Genomic DNA, 19,625 nt, shown 5'->3' with positions numbered 1-19,625 from the left:
AGCGTTCATCCTGAGCCAGGATCAAACTCTCCATAAAAGTTAAGTTTGTCTAAGCTTATTAAAAAACTGACGTTTCATGTTTTGTTTAGTTTTCAAAGAACTCTTCATCGCCTTGCAGCGACTTTAATAATATATCATTTAAAGAATTTTATGTCAATCATTTTTTTATTTTCATCAATTCTTACATCGCTCAAATATCAGCGACGGTCATCAATTTAACACATTATTATGTATTTAGTCAATACTATTTTTATAAATTAATGGATTCTTTTTCTCGCGTAACGCATACATTCTTCAGGAGTAGTAATTCGCATGAACAAACGAAAGATGATCGTATAACGTTCTTCCATAGCACGCTTTACCAAATAATCAATGCGTTCATCTTCAAAATCAAATAACATCTCATCCATTTCCCTTTTTAACACGTATTCTAATTCTTTTACCTCTTTTTCATGTACGATAAACGCTAACACAACAACACCTCTTTACCTATATTATTATAATAATTATTACCGGATTTTCTTTTTTTATCCTGTACAAATAACGTCCCCTCTTTAGAGCCCGTAAAAAAGAAGCTAAATTAAGATACTATCTGTAAATATCAAGGTTAACCCTTACCAACCTTAAGTAAGTAGAAAAACTCCCTACTTGTACTTTATCTGCATAGCGAAATCATTTCTTGCATATACATCACTGAAAAGGAATGGACAAGGGAGAGGGTAGCCAATGTTTTTCTTCTTTGTAACAAGTAAAGGGAAACTAAAACAAATCATGTTAATTGTTTTACTTTCCCTATTTACTGCGTGGGTGTTGTTTCTTCAAACTTATTCTGGGCAAAGTGTCTTTTCTACTGCAACCGGACCGAAGGCCATTTATAAAGGTGATACTAGCAAAAAACAAGTTGCTCTAACCTTTGACATTAGCTGGGGAGATGAAAAAGCACTTCCAATTTTAGACACATTAAAGCAGCAGAATGTAAAGAATGCGACCTTTTTCTTATCAGCATCTTGGGCGGAACGTCATCCTGACATTGTGGAACGAATTATGAAAGATGGGCACGAAATCGGCAGCATGGGCTACAATTTTAAGGATTATACAACATTAGAGCCTGCCGCCATTCGGCAAGATATTGCAAAAGCACACGAAATATTTACGAAACTAGGTATAAAGAAGGTGCAATTGCTTCGTCCCCCGGGTGGTAATTTCAATAAAACCGCTTTAGAAATCGCAAAGTCCCAAGGGTACACGATTGTGCATTGGAGCAATGACTCAAACGATTGGAGAAATGAAGGGGTTGCCACCATTGTAGACAAAGTAATGAAAAATTTGCATTCAGGGGATATCATTTTACTTCATGCATCTGATTCTGTCCTGCAAACCAATCAAGCACTCCCTGTTTTGCTCCAAAAGCTGCAAGCAGATGGTTATTCGAATGTATCCATATCAGAGCTGCTTGCAAACACGAAAGCAAATAGTAAGGAAATACAATAAGAATTGCAGATATAAAAACAGTCTATAGAGGTGCTAGCACCGCTAAAACAAAAAGGTCATGTATAAGGGATTTCCTTTATCCCTTATACATGACCTTTTCTTTACTTACAATTCGGTGCAATTGGAGCATCTGGTATGCATTGCAGAGTAATAATGGCACAAGCATCATATAAATCCAGTCAAGATTGTTTATACGAAGAGCTGGAGTCCATTCCACTATTGTAACTACAACCATGAAAAAGACAGCGGGAATGAAGGCTTGCCTCTTCGTTTCTTTACTTTTAATAAGCGCTGTTAAAATTGCTATACTAAATAGGACAAGTGCGAGAAGAATATTCGTTAAAATGCTACTTGTATATACGAAAGAACGCAAATAAACAAAATCAAAGAGAAAGAACACTATGAAGATAACCTGAACTCCATTCCAAAGTAATGGAGAACGAAACATAAGAATCCCAAAACGATGTATGGTTAAATACGCAAAAAAGCCCATTTGACTCATTACACTAAAAATAAAACCGATCCCTAAAAGCCCAAGCATAACCGTAAGAATTTCTTTTGCCTGGAGATTGTAAAACATATGCATGTACGTATTCCATCGCAAGAGAAAGCCCGTTATTATCGTACTTACACCTCCGAGACATAAGGTTGAGAAGAAGAAGCGAATCCATTTTCGGCTTGTCACTAATGCCACCTCCACCAAAATCCTATCCGTTTTACTTCCACAATCCACATTCCAATACCTTCCATCTTGCGATTTAATTGGGTAATAACCTATTTTACAAAAAGCTCGTCACCTTTATGCATAATTTTCCCCTAATTATTTATATTAAAAAAGAAAATAGACGTGAAAGGGGCTCCGGCCAATGAAACGGATTCCGTTGCTAATCGTATGTATTGCTCTCTTCTTAGCTTCATGTGCACAGGGAAGTTCCTCTAAATCATCTGACCAAGGATATGATCAAACAAAAAAAATGATTGTCGACATATTAAAAACAGACGATGGAAAAAAAGCAATTCAATCCGTTTTAGCGGATGATAAAGTCAAAAATGAACTTGTTTTAGATGAAGCTGTTGTTAAAAAAACAATCGGGGATGTCTTGCTATCTGATCAAGGGCAGAAGTTTTGGCAAAAAGCCTTTAGTGACCCGCAGTTTGCCACAACCTTTGCAAAAAGCATGGAGAAGGAACAAACCAATCTAATGAAAACATTGCTAAAGGACCCTGATTATCAAAAGGGCCTAACAGATATTATGAAGAACCCAGATGTTGAGAAAATTATGCTTAATGTAATGCAAAGCACAGACTATCGCAAGTACGTTCAGCAAGTCATAAATGAAACGGCAAGTAGCCCGCTCTTCCAATCAAAAATGATTGATACACTTTCCAAAGCGATGCAGCAGAAAAGTGGTGGCGGTAGCTCCGGCTCTGAAACAAAACCAAGCAGTTAAGTGGAGCTTCCCAAGTAGGGGTTTTTCTCCCCTACTTTTGGGAAAGCTGCCTACATAAAAATAACCTCATCCTAGGATGAGGTTATTTACGTAAAGCAGATGTTGCTTCAATGACATTACCTGCAATTTGATTGTAGATTTGCCCAATTTGATGTTGTTCATCATAAACAGATGGAGCAAAATCTTCTTTATTCCAATCTGGTTGTTCAAGTGGGATTTGGCCTAAAAGCTTCGTTTGTAAGTCTTCAGCTAATTTTTTGCCGCCGCCTTTACCAAACACATACTCTTTCTCTCCCGTTAATTTGCTTTCAAAGTAAGACATATTTTCCACAACACCAACAATTTTATGCTCTGTACGAAGCGCCATTGCACCTGCACGCGCTGCCACAAATGCTGCTGTTGGATGTGGTGTTGTCACGATAATTTCATTACAAGCAGGAAGCATAGAGTGAACATCTAATGCTACATCCCCTGTTCCTGGTGGTAAATCCAGCACAAGATAATCTAAATCGCCCCATTCAACCTCTGTAAAGAAATGATTTAACATTTTTCCTAGCATAGGTCCGCGCCAAATAACAGGTGCATTATCCTCAACAAAGAAACCCATTGAAATAACCTTTACACCTAATCGTTCAACCGGAATAATTCGTTCTCCTCGAACAACAGGTCGATTCGTAATTCCCATCATATCTGGTACACTAAAGCCATAAATATCGGCATCGATAATACCAACCTTTTTGCCAAGGCGTGCTAAAGCGATCGCTAGGTTAACAGAAACAGTAGATTTCCCTACGCCTCCTTTACCACTTGCAATGGCTAAGAAAACTGTTTTTGAGCCTTTAGCTAATAATGTGTTTGGTTCTTGTTCTTGTGGTGTACCGATCGCCTGTAGCTCTTCTTCTGTAAATTCCGTAAAACGAAGCCCTACAGTTTGTACTCCTAGTTCTTTTACTAGGTTTACAACTTCAGCTTGCAATTGCATTTGCTCAGCTGTACCTGTTTTAACAATCGCAATTTTAACACTCACATGCTCTTTTTCAGGCTTCACACTAATTTCCCGAATTGCATTCGTATCCTTTAATGTTTTATGTAAAAACGGATCAACCACTTGTTCTAATACTTGTTCCACTTGTTCCTTCGTTACCATGTAAAAAATCCACCACCTGTTCATTATTAAACGTATCTGGCTCTACCCCGAGTCGATAATGCGTTTTCATTTCCAGTATACCAATAATTCTATTGACTGACTATTGAAAACCCTCCCGCGTATCAATCGGGAGGGTTTCCTTTTTCAGTAAAATAACGAAGAATTCCTCTGTAAATAGCGGCCGCTACTTTCTGCTGATATTTATCGGTGTTTAGCATATAGCGTTCATTCACATTTGATAAAAATCCAGCTTCTACTAATACCCCAGGAGTCTGTGCATGCTTTAGTAAGTATACGTGGCTAATCGGTTTTGCCAAGCGTGTCGTATTCTCAAGACTCGTTCGTAATTCTGCTTGTATGAATTTTGCCACTCGTTCATTTTCTACAAATGAACGATTGTAGAAGGTTTGTGCTCCCGTTGAGTTGCTAATTGGAATTGCATTTAAATGGATACTTACAAATAAATCTGAGCCTGAGTCATTAATAAGTTTCACTCGGTTACGTAAATCCTCTACTTTTCTTCGGCTATACCCTTTCGTATCTTTATCTGCTAGATCCTCATCCTCATCCCTTGTTAAGATGACAAGGGCACCTTGCTCCTGCAGAAAATCCTGTACTTTTTTTGTAATTGATAATGTAATGTCTTTCTCAATGATATCACTTCCCCCGACAGCCCCGCCATCAGGTCCTCCATGTCCAGCATCTAAGACAATAATCTTTCCTGTTAAAGGCAAGTTCCAAGGCTTCCAGGTCTCTGTACTTTGAAATTCCTGCCGTATGAGAAGAATGAAGAGAATACTTGCTACAGCTATGGACATGATTTTAAATTTCCTCATACTTTTCCCTCCTGCTAGTCCTATACTTACTTATATGGGACAAGATGCAGGATTATGAATAGTTACGGAAGACGAAGTTTGTAACTTCGTTCTCCCTTGTCAAAGCCTTCCTTCCACCAAAATGAAATATATGCCTGACATACATCATACAACGCATCATGTTCCGGAATTTGATTCGGGCTAAACGTAAGAAAATCAAACAATGAATCCGCTAAACGCTGCTCTTCTAATTGAGAACGGTGCTTTACATCTATATAGGATTCACCAAGATAGCCAAATTTACTATACTTTCCTCCAAGTAAATAGGCTTCGATGGCCACCTCCATACAATATTCTTCAAAGGCATTATAAAGAGGTACGTACGGGAAAAAAGTACTACGCACTCGTTTTCGAAGATAAGGAAGGGTAAGGTCCCGAAGTATTCTTCGCTCAAACCTACGTTGCTTTTCGTTTCGTCGTTGTTTCATCGTTGTAATAACTGTCAACGAATTCACCTCCCTATCCAATATTTTGAGCGAGTTTGTACAGATGATTCGAATTAAAATATTCCAATAAAGCTCTAAGCCCTGTCCATAACAAAATGCAGGCAAAAAAAAGACTCCCAACCAATACAGGTTGAGAGCCTTGAAACGTAATATAAAATTAACGTTTTGAGAATTGAGGTGCGCGACGAGCGCCTTTAAGACCGTATTTCTTACGTTCTTTCATACGTGCATCACGAGTTAACAATCCAGCACGTTTTAGTGGTAAACGGTATTCTGGATCTGCTTTTAGAAGTGCTCTTGAAATACCGTGACGAATTGCACCAGCTTGACCAGTGTAACCGCCGCCGCTTACGTTAACAAGAACATCATAGTTGCCTAGAGTTTCTGTAATTACTAGAGGTTGTTTTACAACTTCACGTAATGCAGCAAATGGAATATAGTTTTCAAATTCACGACCGTTGATGATAACGCGTCCTTCGCCAGGAACTAAGCGTACACGCGCAACTGAACTCTTACGACGTCCAGTACCATAGTATTGTACCTGTGCCAATATAAACCCTCCTTTAATCTATTATCCGCGAAGTTCGTAAACTTCAGGTTTTTGTGCTTCGTGTGGATGCTCAGTACCAGCATACACTTTTAATTTTTTAATCATTTGGGCACCTAAGCTGTTCTTTGGAAGCATGCCTTTAACTGCTCTTTCGATCATTTGTACAGGATAGTTAGTACGCATTTCTAGAGCTGTTCTTTGTTTTAATCCGCCTGGATGCATGCTGTGACGATAATAAATTTTACCGTTCAACTTGTTACCTGTTAAATGTACTTTTTCAGCGTTAAGAATAATTACATGATCACCAGTGTCAACGTTTGGTGTAAAAGTTGGTTTGTTTTTTCCGCGCAAAATGGATGCAACTTCAGTTGCAAGACGACCTAAAGTTTTACCTTCAGCATCGATCACATACCATTTACGCTCAACTTCGCTAGCTTTTGCCATGAAAGTCGTACGCATGTGGATTTCCCTCCTACTTGTTATTTATCGTTACTATTCATTGTTTATCTTAAACACGATTAATTTCCGGGGCTAATCGTGGTTTTAGAAACAATACCATATGTTATGATATCGTTAAGAGATAGCAATGTCAAGCAAATGTTACGCCAGGATTAGTTGTTATACGTAACTTGCCATAAATACAGTCCATGACCCGGAGCGGTCTTACCTGCAAGGCGTCTATCACGCATTTCGAGAATATGGGGGATCTGACTTGGCTCGATTTTTCCTTGGCCAATGTCTAGTAAAGTACCTACCACAATTCGTACCATATTATAAAGAAACCCATCTCCAACAAAGCGAAAAACAAGCTCATTTTCCTGCTCAATCATTTCTAATGTATAAATCGTTCGCACTTTATCCTCGATCTCTGTTTTAGCTGAACAAAACGAGGTGAAATCATGGGTACCAATAAAATGGGGGATCGCTTCGCGAACTTTATCTAGCTGGAGCTGGTACGGAACCTGATAAGCATACTGTCGCTTAAACACATCTCTATACCGGGAAAGATGAACAAAGTAGCGATATTCTTTACGCATAACCCCAAAGCGTGCATGAAAGTCATCGCTAACCTTTTCTACTATTCTCACTGCCACATCCTCCGGTAACTGAGAATTGAGAGCTGCCAGCCATCGCTCCTCCTTTAAATGAAGCGGAGTATCAAAATGAATCACCTGGCCTCTAGCATGAACCGTTGCGTCTGTCCTGCCCGACGCATAAATACGAACATTTGTTCCTTTATGGATTTTTTGTAATACATCCTCAATTACAAACTGAACCGTACGTTGTTTGTTCTGGATTTGATAACCGCAAAAATTTGTTCCATCATACATAATCGTACATTTTATTCGTTCCATTGTGTTCACCATCGTGTTAAAAGTAATAGTACTGTGAGGAGTAATAAACTACAAAGTGCTGCAGTGTCCTTTCGTTTCCAAAGAAGCTGACGAAATTTCGTTCGTCCCTCTCCTCCTCGGTAGCCTCTCGCCTCCATTGCAATCGCTAAATCTTCAGCCCGTCTAAATGCATTAATAAACAAGGGAACAAGCAACGATACAACAGCCCTTAAACGGTCGCCAATGGGTCCTCCTGAAAAATCAGTGCCACGTGATGCTTGCGCTTTCATAATTTTCTCTGTCTCTTCCATCAAAGTCGGTATAAACCGTAGCGATATGGACATCATCAGTGCAATTTCATGAACAGGAATTCCAAATCGTTTAAATGGATGAAGCAATGATTCCATTCCATCGGTAATTTCAATCGGTGTAGTTGTTAGAGTTAATAATGTAGTAATAAGAATGATGACGAGAAATCGCAAGGATATGAAAATGCCTTGCTCTAAGCCCTTTTGATAAATGGAAATGATGCCAAAGTGAAACAAGACAGCTCCTCCTGGTGTAGTAAAAAGGTGGAGAAAAAACGTAAACAGAATGATCCAAAGTACAGGCTTTAATCCACCTGCTATATAGCGTACGGGTACACGAGATAATAAGAGAGGAAGGAGTGAAAACACGAGTAATAAACTATAAGAAGCTACATTATTCGCTAAAAAAACGATGAAAACGTATAAGAAAACGATTGTTAGCTTAGCTCTTGGATCAAGCTGATGAACAAAAGATTGCCCTGGAATATACTTTCCTATAATAAGCTGTTGCATGTTCAAGCTTCTCCTTTTTTCATAATTTTTACTACTTCCTCTGCTAAATGATCCATTGTGAGCAGTGTAGATGGTAAGATAACTCCAAATTTCTCTTCAATTATTTGTTTATATTGCAAAGTAATTGGTAGAGATACACCAATCTGTTCAAGCTGCTCTCCCTGTGCAAATACCTCTTCAGGCGTTCCTTTTAATAAAACCGTTCCTTTATGCATAACAATAATTTGATCTGCGTAAGCAGCCGCATCCTCCATATTATGCGTAACGAGAACAACCGTAATGCCATGCTCTTTATGAAGATTGTAAAACATCTTCATTAGATCTCTCTGCCCTTTCGGATCTAAGCCAGCAGTTGGCTCATCTAATACAAGAATTTCAGGAGACATCGCAAGTACACCGGCAATCGCCACTCGTCGCATCTGTCCGCCGCTCAGTTCAAATGGTGATTTCGATAATAGATCTGCAGATAATCCTACCATTTGCAAAACTTCAGATGCTTTTTCCTTCGCCTTTTTTTCACCCATGCCGAAATTTCGCGGGCCATAGCATATGTCTTTTTCTACCGTTTCCTCAAAGAGCTGATGCTCCGGAAACTGAAAGACTACACCTACCCGTTTTCGTAAAGGCTTTAACTTCTTTTCTTTCTTAGTTGAAGAAATCGTGAAATCTCCAATTTGTACGGTTCCTTCTGTTGGTTGCAGTAGTCCGTTTAAATGCTGAATCATAGTCGACTTTCCTGATCCCGTATGACCAATCATCGCGTAATATTTTCCGCCCTCAATGGAGACGTTAATATCATAGATCGCTAATCGTTCAAACGGCGTATTTCGTTGATAACGATGCTCTACCTTTTCGAATATAATGTCCAAAGCTCGTTCACCAAACTTTCCATTGTCAAATGCATGTCCGTTACATCGATTCCATTTCGCTTTAATAGATCCGTTAATTTCACAGAAAAGGGAACATCTAATCCGATTTGCCAAAGATCATTTGCATGCGCAAATACTTGTTCAGGAGTGCCTTCAATCTCTAAATTTCCTTTGTTTAACACGATAATTCGGTCAGATTGTGCAGCCTCTTCCAAATCATGCGTAATTGAAAGAACGGTTATACCCTTCGTTTGTACTAAATGACGAACTGTATCAACCACTTCCTTTCGACCCTTTGGATCAAGCATAGAAGTAGCTTCGTCCAAAATAAGGATAGAAGGTTCAAGTGCTAATACACTAGCAATAGCAACACGCTGTTTTTGACCACCGGATAACGAATGCGGCTCCTGGTCTATGAAATCATTCATGCCTACTAACGACAGGGCATAATCCATACGCCGGGCCATATCTTCACGTGGTATACCTAAGTTTTCTAATCCAAACGCCACGTCATCCTTTACCGTCGTTCCAACAAACTGATTATCTGGGTTTTGAAATACCATTCCGATTTGCTTACGAATGTCCCAAATGGTTTCCTCGGATAGGACAATGTCACCATTCGCTATAATACGACCGGATGTAGGAAGCAATAAACCATTTAATAGTTTTGCCAGCGTAGACTTACCTGAGCCGTTTTGCCCTATGATGGAAACCCATTCTCCTTCATAAATGGAAAGGGATACCTCCTGTAAGGCATTGTATTCTGAACGCGGATATTGAAAGGATAATTGATCTATACGAAGCTTCTCCCGTTTCAAAATTACGACACCCTCTCGTATTATTTCCTAAGAAATATTATAAAATGACATCGATATGTATAGCCGAATTATTTAGCACTAGCCCTAGGGAACTCTTTTCTCTTTAGATATAAAAATTCTGTGGCTATGTTAGTTCCTATCTAAACAAACAGCAAAATCCTTTCCTATGGATAAGAACCAACTATCAATAAAACAGTGTATACAAAAAAAGGGCTGTGATCAGTACCTTAAAAAGCACTGTCCTGCCCTTTCATTATCTATCATTTAAACAAGTTCAATAATTACCATTGGAGCACCGTCACCGCGACGAGGACCGATCTTAGCGATACGAGTGTATCCACCTTGACGGTCTGTGTAGCGTGGAGCGATGTCTGCAAATAATTTTTGCACTGCATCTTGCTTTGTTTCTTCATTTGCAACTTCGTTACGAACGTAAGCAGCTGCTTGGCGACGAGAGTGAAGATCTCCTTGTTTACCTAAAGTAATCATTTTTTCTACGACAGAACGAAGTTCCTTCGCACGAGTTTCAGTCGTTTGAATACGCTCGTTAATGATTAAGTCTGTAGTCAAGTCACGTAGCATAGCTTTACGTTGCGCGCTTGTACGGCCTAATTTTCTGTATGCCATTCGTAGTTCCCTCCTTCGTTGGTTTATAACAAAACAAAGAAACCTTAGTCGTCTTTTCGTAAGCCTAAACCAAGTTCTTCTAGCTTATGCTTTACTTCTTCTAAGGATTTACGTCCTAAGTTACGTACTTTCATCATATCTTCTTCTGTCTTGTTAGCAAGCTCCTGTACTGTGTTAATACCAGCACGTTTTAAACAGTTATAAGAACGAACAGAAAGATCCAATTCCTCAATTGTCATTTCTAGAACTTTCTCTTTTTGATCTTCTTCTTTTTCAACCATGATTTCAGCATTTTGCGCTTCGTCTGTTAAGCCAACGAATATATTCAAATGCTCCGTCATGATTTTAGCGCCTAATGATATTGCTTCTTTTGGCCCGATGCTTCCATCCGTCCAAACATCGAGAGTCAATTTATCATAATTCGCCACTTGTCCAACGCGCGTATTTTCAACCGTATACGTAACGCGAGAAATTGGAGTATAAATTGAATCAATAGGAATAACACCTATTGGTTGATCTTCTCCCTTATTTGCATCAGCTGGTGTATAACCACGACCGCGCTTTGCAGTTAAACGCATGCGGAAATGTGCGTCTTTTGCTAACGTTGCAATGTGCAAATCAGGATTTAAGATTTCTACATCGCTATCGTGAGTAATATCTGCAGCTGTGACAGTATCTTGCCCCTGTACATCAATCTCAAGTGTTTTTTCTTCGTCGGAGTAGATTTTAAGAGCTAATTTCTTAATGTTTAAGATAATCATTGTGACATCTTCCACAACGCCCTCAATTGTAGAAAATTCATGTAATACTCCGTCAACTTGGATAGAGGTTACAGCAGCACCAGGGAGTGAGGATAGAAGAATACGACGTAGGGAATTCCCTAGAGTAGTACCATATCCACGCTCAAGTGGCTCGATAACGAATTTACCGTACTTAACATCCTCGTTAATTTCAACCGTTTCGATTTTCGGTTTCTCAATTTCGATCATATATTCAGCCCTCCTTCAAAACGTCGAAACCCCGGCTAGACAATAGGTATTGTCTAACCGAAAGTCCCCCTTAGGCAGTTCCCGATTGTGCAAGACAAAGCGATGTTTCTGTAAGTAATTTTCAAAAATATTGTATCATATCCCATTATAGACAATGTAAGAAAATCTATACAGAAAAACTACACACGGCGACGTTTTGGCGGACGACATCCGTTATGAGGTACTGGAGTAACGTCACGGATTGCTGTTACTTCTAAACCTGCTGCTTGAAGCGCACGAATAGCAGCTTCACGACCAGCGCCAGGACCCTTAACTGTTACCTCTAATGTTTTTAAACCATGTTCCATAGATGTTTTTGCAGCTGTTTCAGCAGCCATTTGTGCTGCGAATGGTGTAGACTTACGAGAGCCACGGAATCCAAGTGCACCTGCACTGGACCAAGAAAGTGCATTACCATGAACGTCTGTAATTGTTACGATTGTGTTGTTGAAAGTAGAACGAATGTGGGCGATACCAGCTTCAATATTCTTTCTCACACGACGTTTACGAGTATTTGTTTTGCGTGCCATTGATGTTCAACCTCCTTTACTTACTTATTTCTTCTTATTCGCTACTGTACGACGAGGACCTTTACGCGTACGTGCATTGTTTTTCGTATTTTGTCCACGAACTGGTAAACCACGGCGGTGGCGTAAACCACGAAAAGAACCGATTTCCATTAAACGTTTAATGTTTAGGGATACTTCACGACGAAGGTCACCTTCTACTTTTAGACGATCAATGATATCACGGATTTTACCTAATTCTTCTTCTGTTAAATCACGAACTCTAGTATCTTCAGACACACCAGCTTCTGCTAAAACTTGTTCTGCAGTGGGGCGACCGATACCGTATACATATGTTAAAGAAATTACGACGCGCTTGTCGCGAGGAATATCTACACCTGCAATACGAGCCATTCTACTACACCTCCTTCAATTATCCTTGTTTTTGCTTATGTTTAGGATTTTCACAGATAACCATTACTTTGCCTCTTCTGCGAATAACTTTACATTTTTCACAGATTGGTTTGACAGATGGTCTTACTTTCATATCTCTAACCTCCTTAAAGATTACGGAGTGCTATTATTATTTAAAACGGTACGTAATACGTCCACGATTCAAGTCGTACGGTGATAATTCTACCGTAACTTTATCACCAGGTAAAATACGAATGAAATTCATACGAATTTTACCAGACACGTGAGCCAATATGATGTGCCCATTTTCTAATTCTACTTTAAACATAGCGTTTGGTAGTGTTTCAACAACTTTGCCTTCAATTTCAATTACATCATCTTTAGCCATTCCATGTTCTCCCTTCTTCAAATCAGTAAGCGTCTAGACTGCCCTGAAATCTCGGAGAGGTAAGCTACTTGGCACCAATGTCACGTAAGACAATGGTTTCACATATCGTCATCCTTGATCAAACATAGGCTGGAGTGCAAATGACCATTTTTCTTGGATCCAAAGACAAAACCAGAAATATAAAATATAACAAGTTTCATGTCAGTGTTGCCCAATTTCAAACCTGACATACCCTCTTACGATGGAAAAAATCCCAGGCAAGAATTATCAGAAGCCGTTTGATAGAATTTGCGTGCTCCAAACCAAGATACAACGATTTCTCTGTAACATCAAGAAGCTTTTTGAACAGATTCTAAAATCTTTCCGACCGGATACGTCCATACAGCAACTATCTAATATCCATTACAGTTAGAATCAATGTTGATGCTAACGTGTTTGAGTAGATTACACTAATTTGCTAACAAGCTCACGAATGTCTGCAAATACAGTATCAATCTCCTGCTCACCGTTAATACTTCTAACATAACCAAGCTCTCCGTAGAAGTCGAGTAAATACTGAGTTTGTTTCATATTTACTTCTAAACGGTTTGCAACTGTTTCTTCATTATCATCAGAGCGTTGATAAAGTTCTCCACCACATTTATCACAAACTCCTTCATTATGAGGAGGATTGAAAATTAAATGATACGTAGAACCGCAGCTCTTACAAATTCGTCTACCTGTAAGCCGTTTAAGCAACAGATCAGGATTAACTTGAATGTTTAATACATAGTCAATTTTCTTGCCAAGATCTTGCATAATCTCTTCAAGAGCAGAAGCTTGTGCTACAGTTCTTGGAAAACCGTCAAGCAAAAAACCTTTCTTACAATCCTCTTTGCTTAAACGTTCACGAACGATACCGATCGTTACTTCATCTGGTACAAGCTCTCCTTTATCCATAAAGGACTTTGCTTGTAATCCAAGTTCAGTGCCTTCCTTAATTGCAGCGCGAAACATATCTCCTGTGGAAATGTGCGGGATCTTATACTCAGCAACAATCCGTTCAGCTTGTGTGCCTTTTCCGGCACCAGGCAATCCCATTAAAATAAGATTCATCTTTATTCCCCCTATATAATGAGCATGAAGGGAAGAAAGCCTTCCCAGGCACCTCATTCTTTAATAAAGCCTTTGTAATGGCGCTTTACTAACTGGCTTTCTAGCTGCTTCATTGTCTCTAATGCAACACCGATTACGATGAGCAAACTCGTTCCACCAATTTGTGCAGAAGGTGGGAGATTAGCTATTTTAATGAATATAACAGGCAGAATTGCAATTGCTGCAAGGAAGAATGCACCTACGAACGTTAAACGATACAAGGTTTTTGTTAAGTATTGTTCCGTATTCTTACCTGGGCGAATACCTGGAATATACCCGCCTTGCTTGTTTAGATTTTCAGCCATCTGTTCAGGATTGACTTGAACGAATGCATAGAAATACGTAAAGGCAATAATTAATGCAACATATACGATCATTCCCACAGGATGAGAATAGTTAAAGTTCTGAATAATCCATTGCGATACAGCATACTGTGGAAAAAACTGAGCAATTGTTGGTGGTGTAATCAAGAAAGATACAGCGAAAATAACTGGAATTACACCGGCGCTATTTACCTTTAATGGTAAGTGTGTATTTTGCACACCACTACCATATGGGTTACTTCCTGCAGTACTTTTTGCGTACTGAATCGGAATTTTCCGTGTCGCTTGCTGGATATAGATAACACCAACAACGACTGCTAATATAGCTACTAGGATTATAATAAGCTTCAAAACACTTAAGAATGCTTGGTCTCCAGCATTTTGAAACTGCTGAATATAAACCTGGTTGGCGATATTTGGAATTGCAGCAACAATCCCCGCAAAAATGATAATGGAAATACCATTCCCTACTCCTTTTGCTGTGATTTGTTCCCCTAGCCACACCAAAAATGCTGTGCCAGCCGTTAACACGACTGCAATTAACAAATACGTAGTCCAACCTGGATTTGAAATCAATTGTCCGTTTGCTAAATTGTTAAATCCAATGGACATACCAATCGCTTGCACAAAGGCTAAGATGATCGTAAAGTAACGAGTAAATTGATTTAATTTACGACGTCCCATCTCACCTTGGTTTTTCCACTCTGTAAACTTTGGAACTACATCCATTTGTAAGAGCTGTACAATAATGGATGAAGTAATGTAAGGCATAATCCCCATTGCAAAGATTGAAAAGTTCTTCAAGGCTCCGCCACCAAATGTATTTAATATACCTAGTGCATTTAATGAGTCTGCTGTTTTTAAAACATTTGCGTTGACGTTTGGCACCGGAATGAAAGTCCCGATGCGAAAAACGACCAACATAGCAAGGGTGAATAAAATCTTACGTCTTATCTCAGCAACGCGCATAAAGTTGGAGATTGTGCGAAACATTAGATCACCTCAGTTTTGCCACCAGCTGCTTCAATTGCTTCTACCGCAGTTGAAGAGAACTTGTGAGCTTTAACAGTAAGCTTCTTTTCTAACTTACCGTTTGCAAGAATTTTAACACCATTGTTTACTTTACTAATTACTCTTGTTTCAAGTAATAATTCAGGTGTTACTTCTGTACCATCTTCAAAGCGATTTAATGCGTCAAGATTCACGATTACGAATTCCTTACGGTTAATATTCGTGAATCCACGTTTTGGCAGACGACGGAATAATGGTGTTTGACCACCTTCAAATCCAAGACGAACGCCTCCACCTGAACGAGCATTTTGTCCTTTATGACCTTTACCAGCTGTTTTACCGTTACCAGAACCGATACCGCGGCCGACACGGTTACGATTCTTACGAGAACCTTCAGCAGGTTTTAATTCGTGAAGTTTCATTCTTAGGCACCTCCTTATAGTAAAATTGATAATTAAGCTTCTTTAACTGTTACAAGATGAGAAACTTTTGTGATCATACCGCGCATAGAAGGAGTATCTTCTTTCACTACAGTTTGTTGAAGCTTGCGTAAGCCTAGAGCTTCTACTGTTGCGCGTTGATCTTGCGGACGACCAATTATACTACGAGTGAGGGTGATTTCTAATTTTGCCATTTCATTTCCCTCCTTATTATTAGCCTAATAGCTCTTCTACAGATTTTCCACGCAATTTTGCTACTTCGTTAGCGCTCTTTAGGTTGTTTAAGCCGCTAATTGTAGCACGAACCATGTTAATTGGTGTATTAGATCCTAAAGATTTAGATAGGATATCTTGCACTCCTGCTAACTCAAGTACCGCACGAACTGGACCACCAGCGATTACTCCAGTACCTTCTGCAGCAGGTTTTAAGAATACAGATCCAGCTCCAAATTGGCCTAGGATTACGTGTGGAATCGTTGTTCCAACAAGTGGTACAGAAATTAAGTTTTTCTTAGCATCTTCGATAGCCTTACGGATTGCATCAGGAACTTCTTGTGCTTTCCCAGTACCGAAACCTACATGACCGTTCTTATCTCCAACAACAACCAATGCAGCGAAACGAAAACGACGTCCACCCTTAACAACCTTCGCAACACGGTTAATCGTTACTACACGTTCTTCAAGTTCTAACTTGCTTGGGTCAATATTACGCATCTATTTTCCCTCCTTTGACCATTAAAATTGTAATCCAGCTTCGCGTGCAGCTTCAGCTAGTGCTTTAACACGACCGTGGTAAATATATCCGCCGCGATCAAATACGACTTCTTTAACGCCTTTTTCAATAGCACGTTTTGCAACTGCTTCTCCGATAGTTGTAGCTGCTGCAATATTGCTAGTACCTTCAAAAGAAAGCTCTTTATCAAGTGTAGATGCACTTGCTAATGTAACACGATTTACATCGTCAATTACTTGTGCATAAATGTGTTGATTCGAACGATATACATTTAAACGTGGACGTTCAGCTGTACCTGTAAGCTTTGCACGTACACGAGCATGTCTCTTCTTACGAGTAGCATTTTTATCAGGCTTCGTAATCATTTATGTCACTCCTTTCCTATCACTTAACGAAATTACTTAGCTGTTTTACCTTCTTTACGACGAACAAATTCGCCTTCATAACGAATACCCTTACCTTTATATGGCTCTGGAGCACGAACGGCACGGATATTAGCAGCTACTTCACCAACACGTTGCTTGTCGATCCCTTTAATAACAATCTTTGTGTTTGCAGGAACATCGATTTCAATTCCTTCTTCAGGATCAAATTCAACCGGATGAGAGTAACCAACGTTAAGTACAAGTTTCTTACCTTGCTTTTGTGCACGGTAACCTACCCCGATTAATTCAAGACCACGTTGGAAGCCGTTTGTAACTCCTTCCACCATGTTTCCGATTAAAGAACGAGTTGTTCCGTGAAGAGCACGATGAGCTTTATCATCAGAAGGACGCTCTACTGTAAGAGTATTATCTTCTATTTTAATAAGCATGTCAGCGTGAAAAACACGAGTAAGTTCACCTTTAGGTCCTTTAACTGTTACAGTATTATGTTCGTCAACTGTAATTGTTACGCCTGCAGGGATTTCAAGAATCTTTTTACCAATACGAGACATATGTCACACCTCCATTCGTTTCAAAAATTACCAAACGTATGCTACGACTTCTCCACCTGTTTGTGCTTGACGAGCTTCTTTGTCTGTCATAACACCTTGAGATGTAGAAACGATTGCAATACCTAATCCATTAAGTACGCGAGGTACTTCGTCAGCTTTTGCATATACACGAAGGCCTGGTTTACTAATACGCTTTAATCCAGTGATTACGCGTTCGTTACTTGGACCATATTTCAAGAAAATACGAAGGATACCTTGCTTGTTATCCTCAATGTATTCTACATCGCGAACGAAACCTTCACGTTTTAAGATTTCTGCAATTTCCTTCTTAACATTAGAAGCTGGAACTTCTAATTTATCGTGACGTACCATATTCGCATTACGGATGCGAGTAAGCATATCTGCAATAGGATCTGTCATCACCATTTATGTTACCTCCTTCCCATTTTCGGGTTTTACCAACTTGCTTTCTTAATACCTGGAATTTGACCTTTATACGCTAATTCACGGAAACAAATACGACAAAGTTTGAATTTACGGTATACAGAGTGTGGACGACCGCAACGTTCGCAGCGCGTATACTCTTGCACTTTAAACTTTGGAGCGCGTTTTTGCTTCGCAATCATTGATTTTTTAGCCACGTTTTCGCCTCCTCTACTTCGTGCTTGCTTCCATTATTTTTGGAAAGGTACGCCGAATTGTGCTAACAATTCACGGCCTTCTTCGTCAGTGTTCGCAGTTGTTACGATAACGATATCCATACCGCGTACTTTGCTGACCTTATCATACTCAATTTCAGGGAAGATTAACTGTTCTCTAATACCTAGAGTGTAGTTACCGCGACCATCAAAAGATTTTTTAGAAACACCGTGAAAATCACGTACACGAGGTAATGAAACAGAGATTAGTTTTTCGAAAAACTCATACATTTGTTCTCCACGTAACGTAACTTTCGCACCAATCGGCATTCCTTCACGAAGACGGAATCCAGCGATTGATTTCTTTGCACGTGTAATAACTGGCTTTTGACCAGCGATCATAGTTAACTCTTCTACTGCATTATCTAATGCTTTAGAGTTTGATACTGCATCGCCAACACCCATGTTAATCACGATTTTTTCAAGCTTAGGTACTTCCATAACGGATTTATAATTAAACTTGCCCATTAGAGCAGCTGAAATTTCTTTTTGGAACTTTTCTTTAAGGCGATTCAATGAAGGGACCTCCTTTCGAAAAAAATTTATTATTTATCTAGTGCTTCACCAGATTTAATCGCTACACGAACCTTCTTACCGTCCACTTCTTTATAACCTACACGAGTAGGTTCACCTGTTTTTGGATCTAATGGCATTACATTAGATACATGGATTGGTGCTTCCTTCGTCTCAATTCCACCTTGTGGATTTAATTGAGATGGCTTGGAGTGCTTTTTAACGATGTTAACGCCCTCAACAATGACACGGCTTTGTTTAGGAAAAGATGCTAAAATTACGCCTTGTTTTCCTTTGTCTTTACCAGTGATTACTTGTACTTTGTCACCTTTTTTTACATGCATCTTGCTTGTGCACCTCCTTAGAAAGGCAATACTTTAAATTATAAAACTTCCGGAGCTAAAGAAACGATTTTCATGAAATTGTTATCACGCAATTCACGGGCAACTGGTCCAAAGATACGAGTTCCACGAGGACTCTTATCATCTTTAATGATAACTGCTGCATTTTCGTCGAAACGGATGTAAGATCCGTCTACACGGCGTGCACCGCTCTTTGTACGAACGATAACCGCTTTAACAACATCACCTTTTTTAACAACGCCACCTGGTGTTGCTTGTTTAACAGAAGCCACGATGACATCACCAATGTTAGCAAACTTGCGACCAGAGCCGCCTAGTACTTTAATTGTTAATAGTTCACGGGCACCAGAATTATCAGCAACTTTCAAACGAGTTTCTTGTTGGATCATGCTATGAAACCTCCCTTCGGATTTCTTATTTATCCGAGTCGTCTATTAAATAATAACTGCTTCTTCAACGATTTCTATTAAACGGAAACGCTTCGTTGCAGATAGCGGACGAGTTTCCATAATCTTAACGATATCGCCGATTTTTGCTTGGTTTTGCTCGTCATGCGTTTTGTACTTTTTAGAGTATTTTACGCGTTTACCATATAGTGAATGAGTCTTGTAAGTTTCAACTAAAACAGTGATCGTTTTATCCATTTTGTCAGAAACAACACGTCCAGTGTAAACTTTACGTTGGTTGCGTTCGCTCACCATGCAAACCT

Annotated in this window: 32 protein-coding genes; 2 read left to right on the top strand and 30 right to left on the bottom strand. The window is 39.4% G+C overall.

The genetic code is table 11. The features are described 5' to 3' along the window. Window positions 1–257: 257 nt before the first annotated feature. Window positions 258–473, bottom strand: a complete 216-nt coding sequence (locus ACM5BR_RS18025; RefSeq protein WP_416829523.1) for a hypothetical protein — start codon at window positions 471–473, stop codon at window positions 258–260. A 253-nt stretch (window positions 474–726) separates the two neighbouring features. On the opposite strand from ACM5BR_RS18025, the gene pdaB reads away from it, so the two are divergent. Next, window positions 727–1,491 (top strand): polysaccharide deacetylase family sporulation protein PdaB, encoded by a 765-nt coding sequence (gene pdaB / locus ACM5BR_RS18020; protein WP_416829521.1) that lies wholly within the window; start codon window positions 727–729, stop codon window positions 1,489–1,491. 76 nt (window positions 1,492–1,567) lie between these two features. Here pdaB and ACM5BR_RS18015 read toward each other — a convergent pair whose 3' ends face one another. After that, the gene (locus ACM5BR_RS18015; RefSeq protein ID WP_416829519.1) at window positions 1,568–2,176 is read right to left on the bottom strand and encodes a KinB-signaling pathway activation protein; all 609 of its coding nucleotides are present in this window, start codon (window positions 2,174–2,176) and stop codon (window positions 1,568–1,570) included. A gap of 181 nt (window positions 2,177–2,357) precedes the next feature. Between ACM5BR_RS18015 and gerD the strand changes: the two genes are divergently transcribed. Next, complete coding sequence (gene gerD / locus ACM5BR_RS18010; protein ID WP_416829517.1) at window positions 2,358–2,942, top strand: spore germination lipoprotein GerD; 585 nt, start codon at window positions 2,358–2,360, stop codon at window positions 2,940–2,942. 82 nt (window positions 2,943–3,024) lie between these two features. Here the strand turns inward: gerD and ACM5BR_RS18005 are convergent, their stop codons facing one another. The 28 genes from ACM5BR_RS18005 to rpsQ form a co-directional block, all read right to left on the bottom strand. Next, the gene (locus tag ACM5BR_RS18005) at window positions 3,025–4,089 is read right to left on the bottom strand and encodes an Mrp/NBP35 family ATP-binding protein (RefSeq protein ID WP_416829515.1); all 1,065 of its coding nucleotides are present in this window, start codon (window positions 4,087–4,089) and stop codon (window positions 3,025–3,027) included. A gap of 122 nt (window positions 4,090–4,211) precedes the next feature. After that, window positions 4,212–4,925 (bottom strand): N-acetylmuramoyl-L-alanine amidase CwlD, encoded by a 714-nt coding sequence (cwlD, locus tag ACM5BR_RS18000; RefSeq protein WP_416829513.1) that lies wholly within the window; start codon window positions 4,923–4,925, stop codon window positions 4,212–4,214. Between the two features lie 62 nt (window positions 4,926–4,987). Then, complete coding sequence (locus ACM5BR_RS17995; RefSeq protein WP_416829511.1) at window positions 4,988–5,410, bottom strand: DUF2521 family protein; 423 nt, start codon at window positions 5,408–5,410, stop codon at window positions 4,988–4,990. 157 nt (window positions 5,411–5,567) lie between these two features. Next, the gene (gene rpsI / locus ACM5BR_RS17990; RefSeq protein WP_416829509.1) at window positions 5,568–5,960 is read right to left on the bottom strand and encodes a 30S ribosomal protein S9; all 393 of its coding nucleotides are present in this window, start codon (window positions 5,958–5,960) and stop codon (window positions 5,568–5,570) included. 21 nt (window positions 5,961–5,981) lie between these two features. Beyond that, window positions 5,982–6,419, bottom strand: a complete 438-nt coding sequence (gene rplM / locus ACM5BR_RS17985) for a 50S ribosomal protein L13 (RefSeq protein ID WP_416829508.1) — start codon at window positions 6,417–6,419, stop codon at window positions 5,982–5,984. 152 nt (window positions 6,420–6,571) lie between these two features. Then, window positions 6,572–7,315 (bottom strand): tRNA pseudouridine(38-40) synthase TruA, encoded by a 744-nt coding sequence (gene truA / locus ACM5BR_RS17980; RefSeq protein ID WP_416829506.1) that lies wholly within the window; start codon window positions 7,313–7,315, stop codon window positions 6,572–6,574. A 5-nt stretch (window positions 7,316–7,320) separates the two neighbouring features. Further along, window positions 7,321–8,115, bottom strand: a complete 795-nt coding sequence (locus ACM5BR_RS17975; RefSeq protein WP_416829504.1) for an energy-coupling factor transporter transmembrane component T family protein — start codon at window positions 8,113–8,115, stop codon at window positions 7,321–7,323. Between the two features lie 2 nt (window positions 8,116–8,117). Further along, a complete protein-coding gene (locus tag ACM5BR_RS17970; protein ID WP_416829502.1) occupies window positions 8,118–8,984 on the bottom strand; it encodes an energy-coupling factor ABC transporter ATP-binding protein in 867 nt (288 codons plus the stop codon). Next, window positions 8,960–9,802 carry an energy-coupling factor ABC transporter ATP-binding protein gene (locus ACM5BR_RS17965; RefSeq protein ID WP_416829500.1) on the bottom strand — a complete coding sequence of 281 codons (843 nt, stop codon included), beginning with the start codon at window positions 9,800–9,802 and terminating at the stop codon, window positions 8,960–8,962. The genes ACM5BR_RS17970 and ACM5BR_RS17965 overlap by 25 nt, the downstream gene beginning before the upstream one ends. Before the next feature lie 264 nt (window positions 9,803–10,066). After that, entirely contained in the window at window positions 10,067–10,429 is a 363-nt protein-coding gene (gene rplQ / locus ACM5BR_RS17960; RefSeq protein ID WP_416829498.1) for a 50S ribosomal protein L17, read from the bottom strand. A gap of 44 nt (window positions 10,430–10,473) precedes the next feature. Further along, the gene (locus ACM5BR_RS17955; RefSeq protein ID WP_416829496.1) at window positions 10,474–11,418 is read right to left on the bottom strand and encodes a DNA-directed RNA polymerase subunit alpha; all 945 of its coding nucleotides are present in this window, start codon (window positions 11,416–11,418) and stop codon (window positions 10,474–10,476) included. Between the two features lie 179 nt (window positions 11,419–11,597). After that, window positions 11,598–11,987 (bottom strand): 30S ribosomal protein S11, encoded by a 390-nt coding sequence (rpsK, locus tag ACM5BR_RS17950; protein WP_379971412.1) that lies wholly within the window; start codon window positions 11,985–11,987, stop codon window positions 11,598–11,600. Between the two features lie 24 nt (window positions 11,988–12,011). Next, window positions 12,012–12,377 (bottom strand): 30S ribosomal protein S13, encoded by a 366-nt coding sequence (rpsM, locus tag ACM5BR_RS17945; protein ID WP_416829494.1) that lies wholly within the window; start codon window positions 12,375–12,377, stop codon window positions 12,012–12,014. Window positions 12,378–12,396: 19 nt separating this feature from the next. After that, window positions 12,397–12,510: a 50S ribosomal protein L36 gene (rpmJ, locus tag ACM5BR_RS17940; RefSeq protein ID WP_000868344.1), complete on the bottom strand. Its 114-nt coding sequence runs from the start codon at window positions 12,508–12,510 to the stop codon at window positions 12,397–12,399. 36 nt (window positions 12,511–12,546) lie between these two features. Continuing rightward, window positions 12,547–12,765, bottom strand: coding sequence for a translation initiation factor IF-1 (gene infA / locus ACM5BR_RS17935; RefSeq protein WP_379971409.1), 219 nt, complete (start codon window positions 12,763–12,765; stop codon window positions 12,547–12,549). 444 nt (window positions 12,766–13,209) lie between these two features. Further along, window positions 13,210–13,860: an adenylate kinase gene (locus tag ACM5BR_RS17930; protein WP_416829486.1), complete on the bottom strand. Its 651-nt coding sequence runs from the start codon at window positions 13,858–13,860 to the stop codon at window positions 13,210–13,212. Between the two features lie 53 nt (window positions 13,861–13,913). After that, on the bottom strand, window positions 13,914–15,215 hold the full coding sequence (secY, locus tag ACM5BR_RS17925; RefSeq protein ID WP_416829484.1) for a preprotein translocase subunit SecY: 1,302 nt from the start codon (window positions 15,213–15,215) through the stop codon (window positions 13,914–13,916). Continuing rightward, a complete protein-coding gene (gene rplO / locus ACM5BR_RS17920; protein ID WP_416829482.1) occupies window positions 15,215–15,655 on the bottom strand; it encodes a 50S ribosomal protein L15 in 441 nt (146 codons plus the stop codon). Before rplO ends, secY begins: the two co-directional genes overlap by 1 nt. Window positions 15,656–15,687: 32 nt before the next feature. Continuing rightward, the gene (rpmD, locus tag ACM5BR_RS17915; protein ID WP_416829479.1) at window positions 15,688–15,867 is read right to left on the bottom strand and encodes a 50S ribosomal protein L30; all 180 of its coding nucleotides are present in this window, start codon (window positions 15,865–15,867) and stop codon (window positions 15,688–15,690) included. A 19-nt stretch (window positions 15,868–15,886) separates the two neighbouring features. Then, entirely contained in the window at window positions 15,887–16,387 is a 501-nt protein-coding gene (rpsE, locus tag ACM5BR_RS17910) for a 30S ribosomal protein S5 (RefSeq protein ID WP_416829477.1), read from the bottom strand. A 21-nt stretch (window positions 16,388–16,408) separates the two neighbouring features. After that, window positions 16,409–16,771: a 50S ribosomal protein L18 gene (gene rplR / locus ACM5BR_RS17905; RefSeq protein ID WP_416829475.1), complete on the bottom strand. Its 363-nt coding sequence runs from the start codon at window positions 16,769–16,771 to the stop codon at window positions 16,409–16,411. 32 nt (window positions 16,772–16,803) lie between these two features. Next, complete coding sequence (rplF, locus tag ACM5BR_RS17900) at window positions 16,804–17,343, bottom strand: 50S ribosomal protein L6 (RefSeq protein WP_416829473.1); 540 nt, start codon at window positions 17,341–17,343, stop codon at window positions 16,804–16,806. A 27-nt stretch (window positions 17,344–17,370) separates the two neighbouring features. Beyond that, window positions 17,371–17,769 (bottom strand): 30S ribosomal protein S8, encoded by a 399-nt coding sequence (gene rpsH / locus ACM5BR_RS17895; RefSeq protein WP_416829471.1) that lies wholly within the window; start codon window positions 17,767–17,769, stop codon window positions 17,371–17,373. A gap of 29 nt (window positions 17,770–17,798) precedes the next feature. Next, window positions 17,799–17,984 carry a type Z 30S ribosomal protein S14 gene (locus ACM5BR_RS17890; RefSeq protein WP_416829470.1) on the bottom strand — a complete coding sequence of 62 codons (186 nt, stop codon included), beginning with the start codon at window positions 17,982–17,984 and terminating at the stop codon, window positions 17,799–17,801. A gap of 33 nt (window positions 17,985–18,017) precedes the next feature. After that, complete coding sequence (rplE, locus tag ACM5BR_RS17885) at window positions 18,018–18,557, bottom strand: 50S ribosomal protein L5 (RefSeq protein ID WP_416829468.1); 540 nt, start codon at window positions 18,555–18,557, stop codon at window positions 18,018–18,020. A 29-nt stretch (window positions 18,558–18,586) separates the two neighbouring features. Continuing rightward, window positions 18,587–18,898: a 50S ribosomal protein L24 gene (gene rplX, locus ACM5BR_RS17880; protein ID WP_416829466.1), complete on the bottom strand. Its 312-nt coding sequence runs from the start codon at window positions 18,896–18,898 to the stop codon at window positions 18,587–18,589. Between the two features lie 38 nt (window positions 18,899–18,936). After that, a complete protein-coding gene (rplN, locus tag ACM5BR_RS17875; RefSeq protein WP_416829464.1) occupies window positions 18,937–19,305 on the bottom strand; it encodes a 50S ribosomal protein L14 in 369 nt (122 codons plus the stop codon). A 45-nt stretch (window positions 19,306–19,350) separates the two neighbouring features. Beyond that, window positions 19,351–19,614 carry a 30S ribosomal protein S17 gene (gene rpsQ, locus ACM5BR_RS17870; protein WP_416829462.1) on the bottom strand — a complete coding sequence of 88 codons (264 nt, stop codon included), beginning with the start codon at window positions 19,612–19,614 and terminating at the stop codon, window positions 19,351–19,353. Between the last annotated feature and the right edge of the window lie 11 nt (window positions 19,615–19,625).

Origin of the sequence: Ectobacillus polymachus (assembly GCF_048159605.1) — a bacterium.
Lineage (GTDB): Bacteria > Bacillota > Bacilli > Bacillales > Bacillaceae_G > Ectobacillus > Ectobacillus polymachus.
This window is presented reverse-complemented; position numbering and strand designations above follow the sequence as displayed.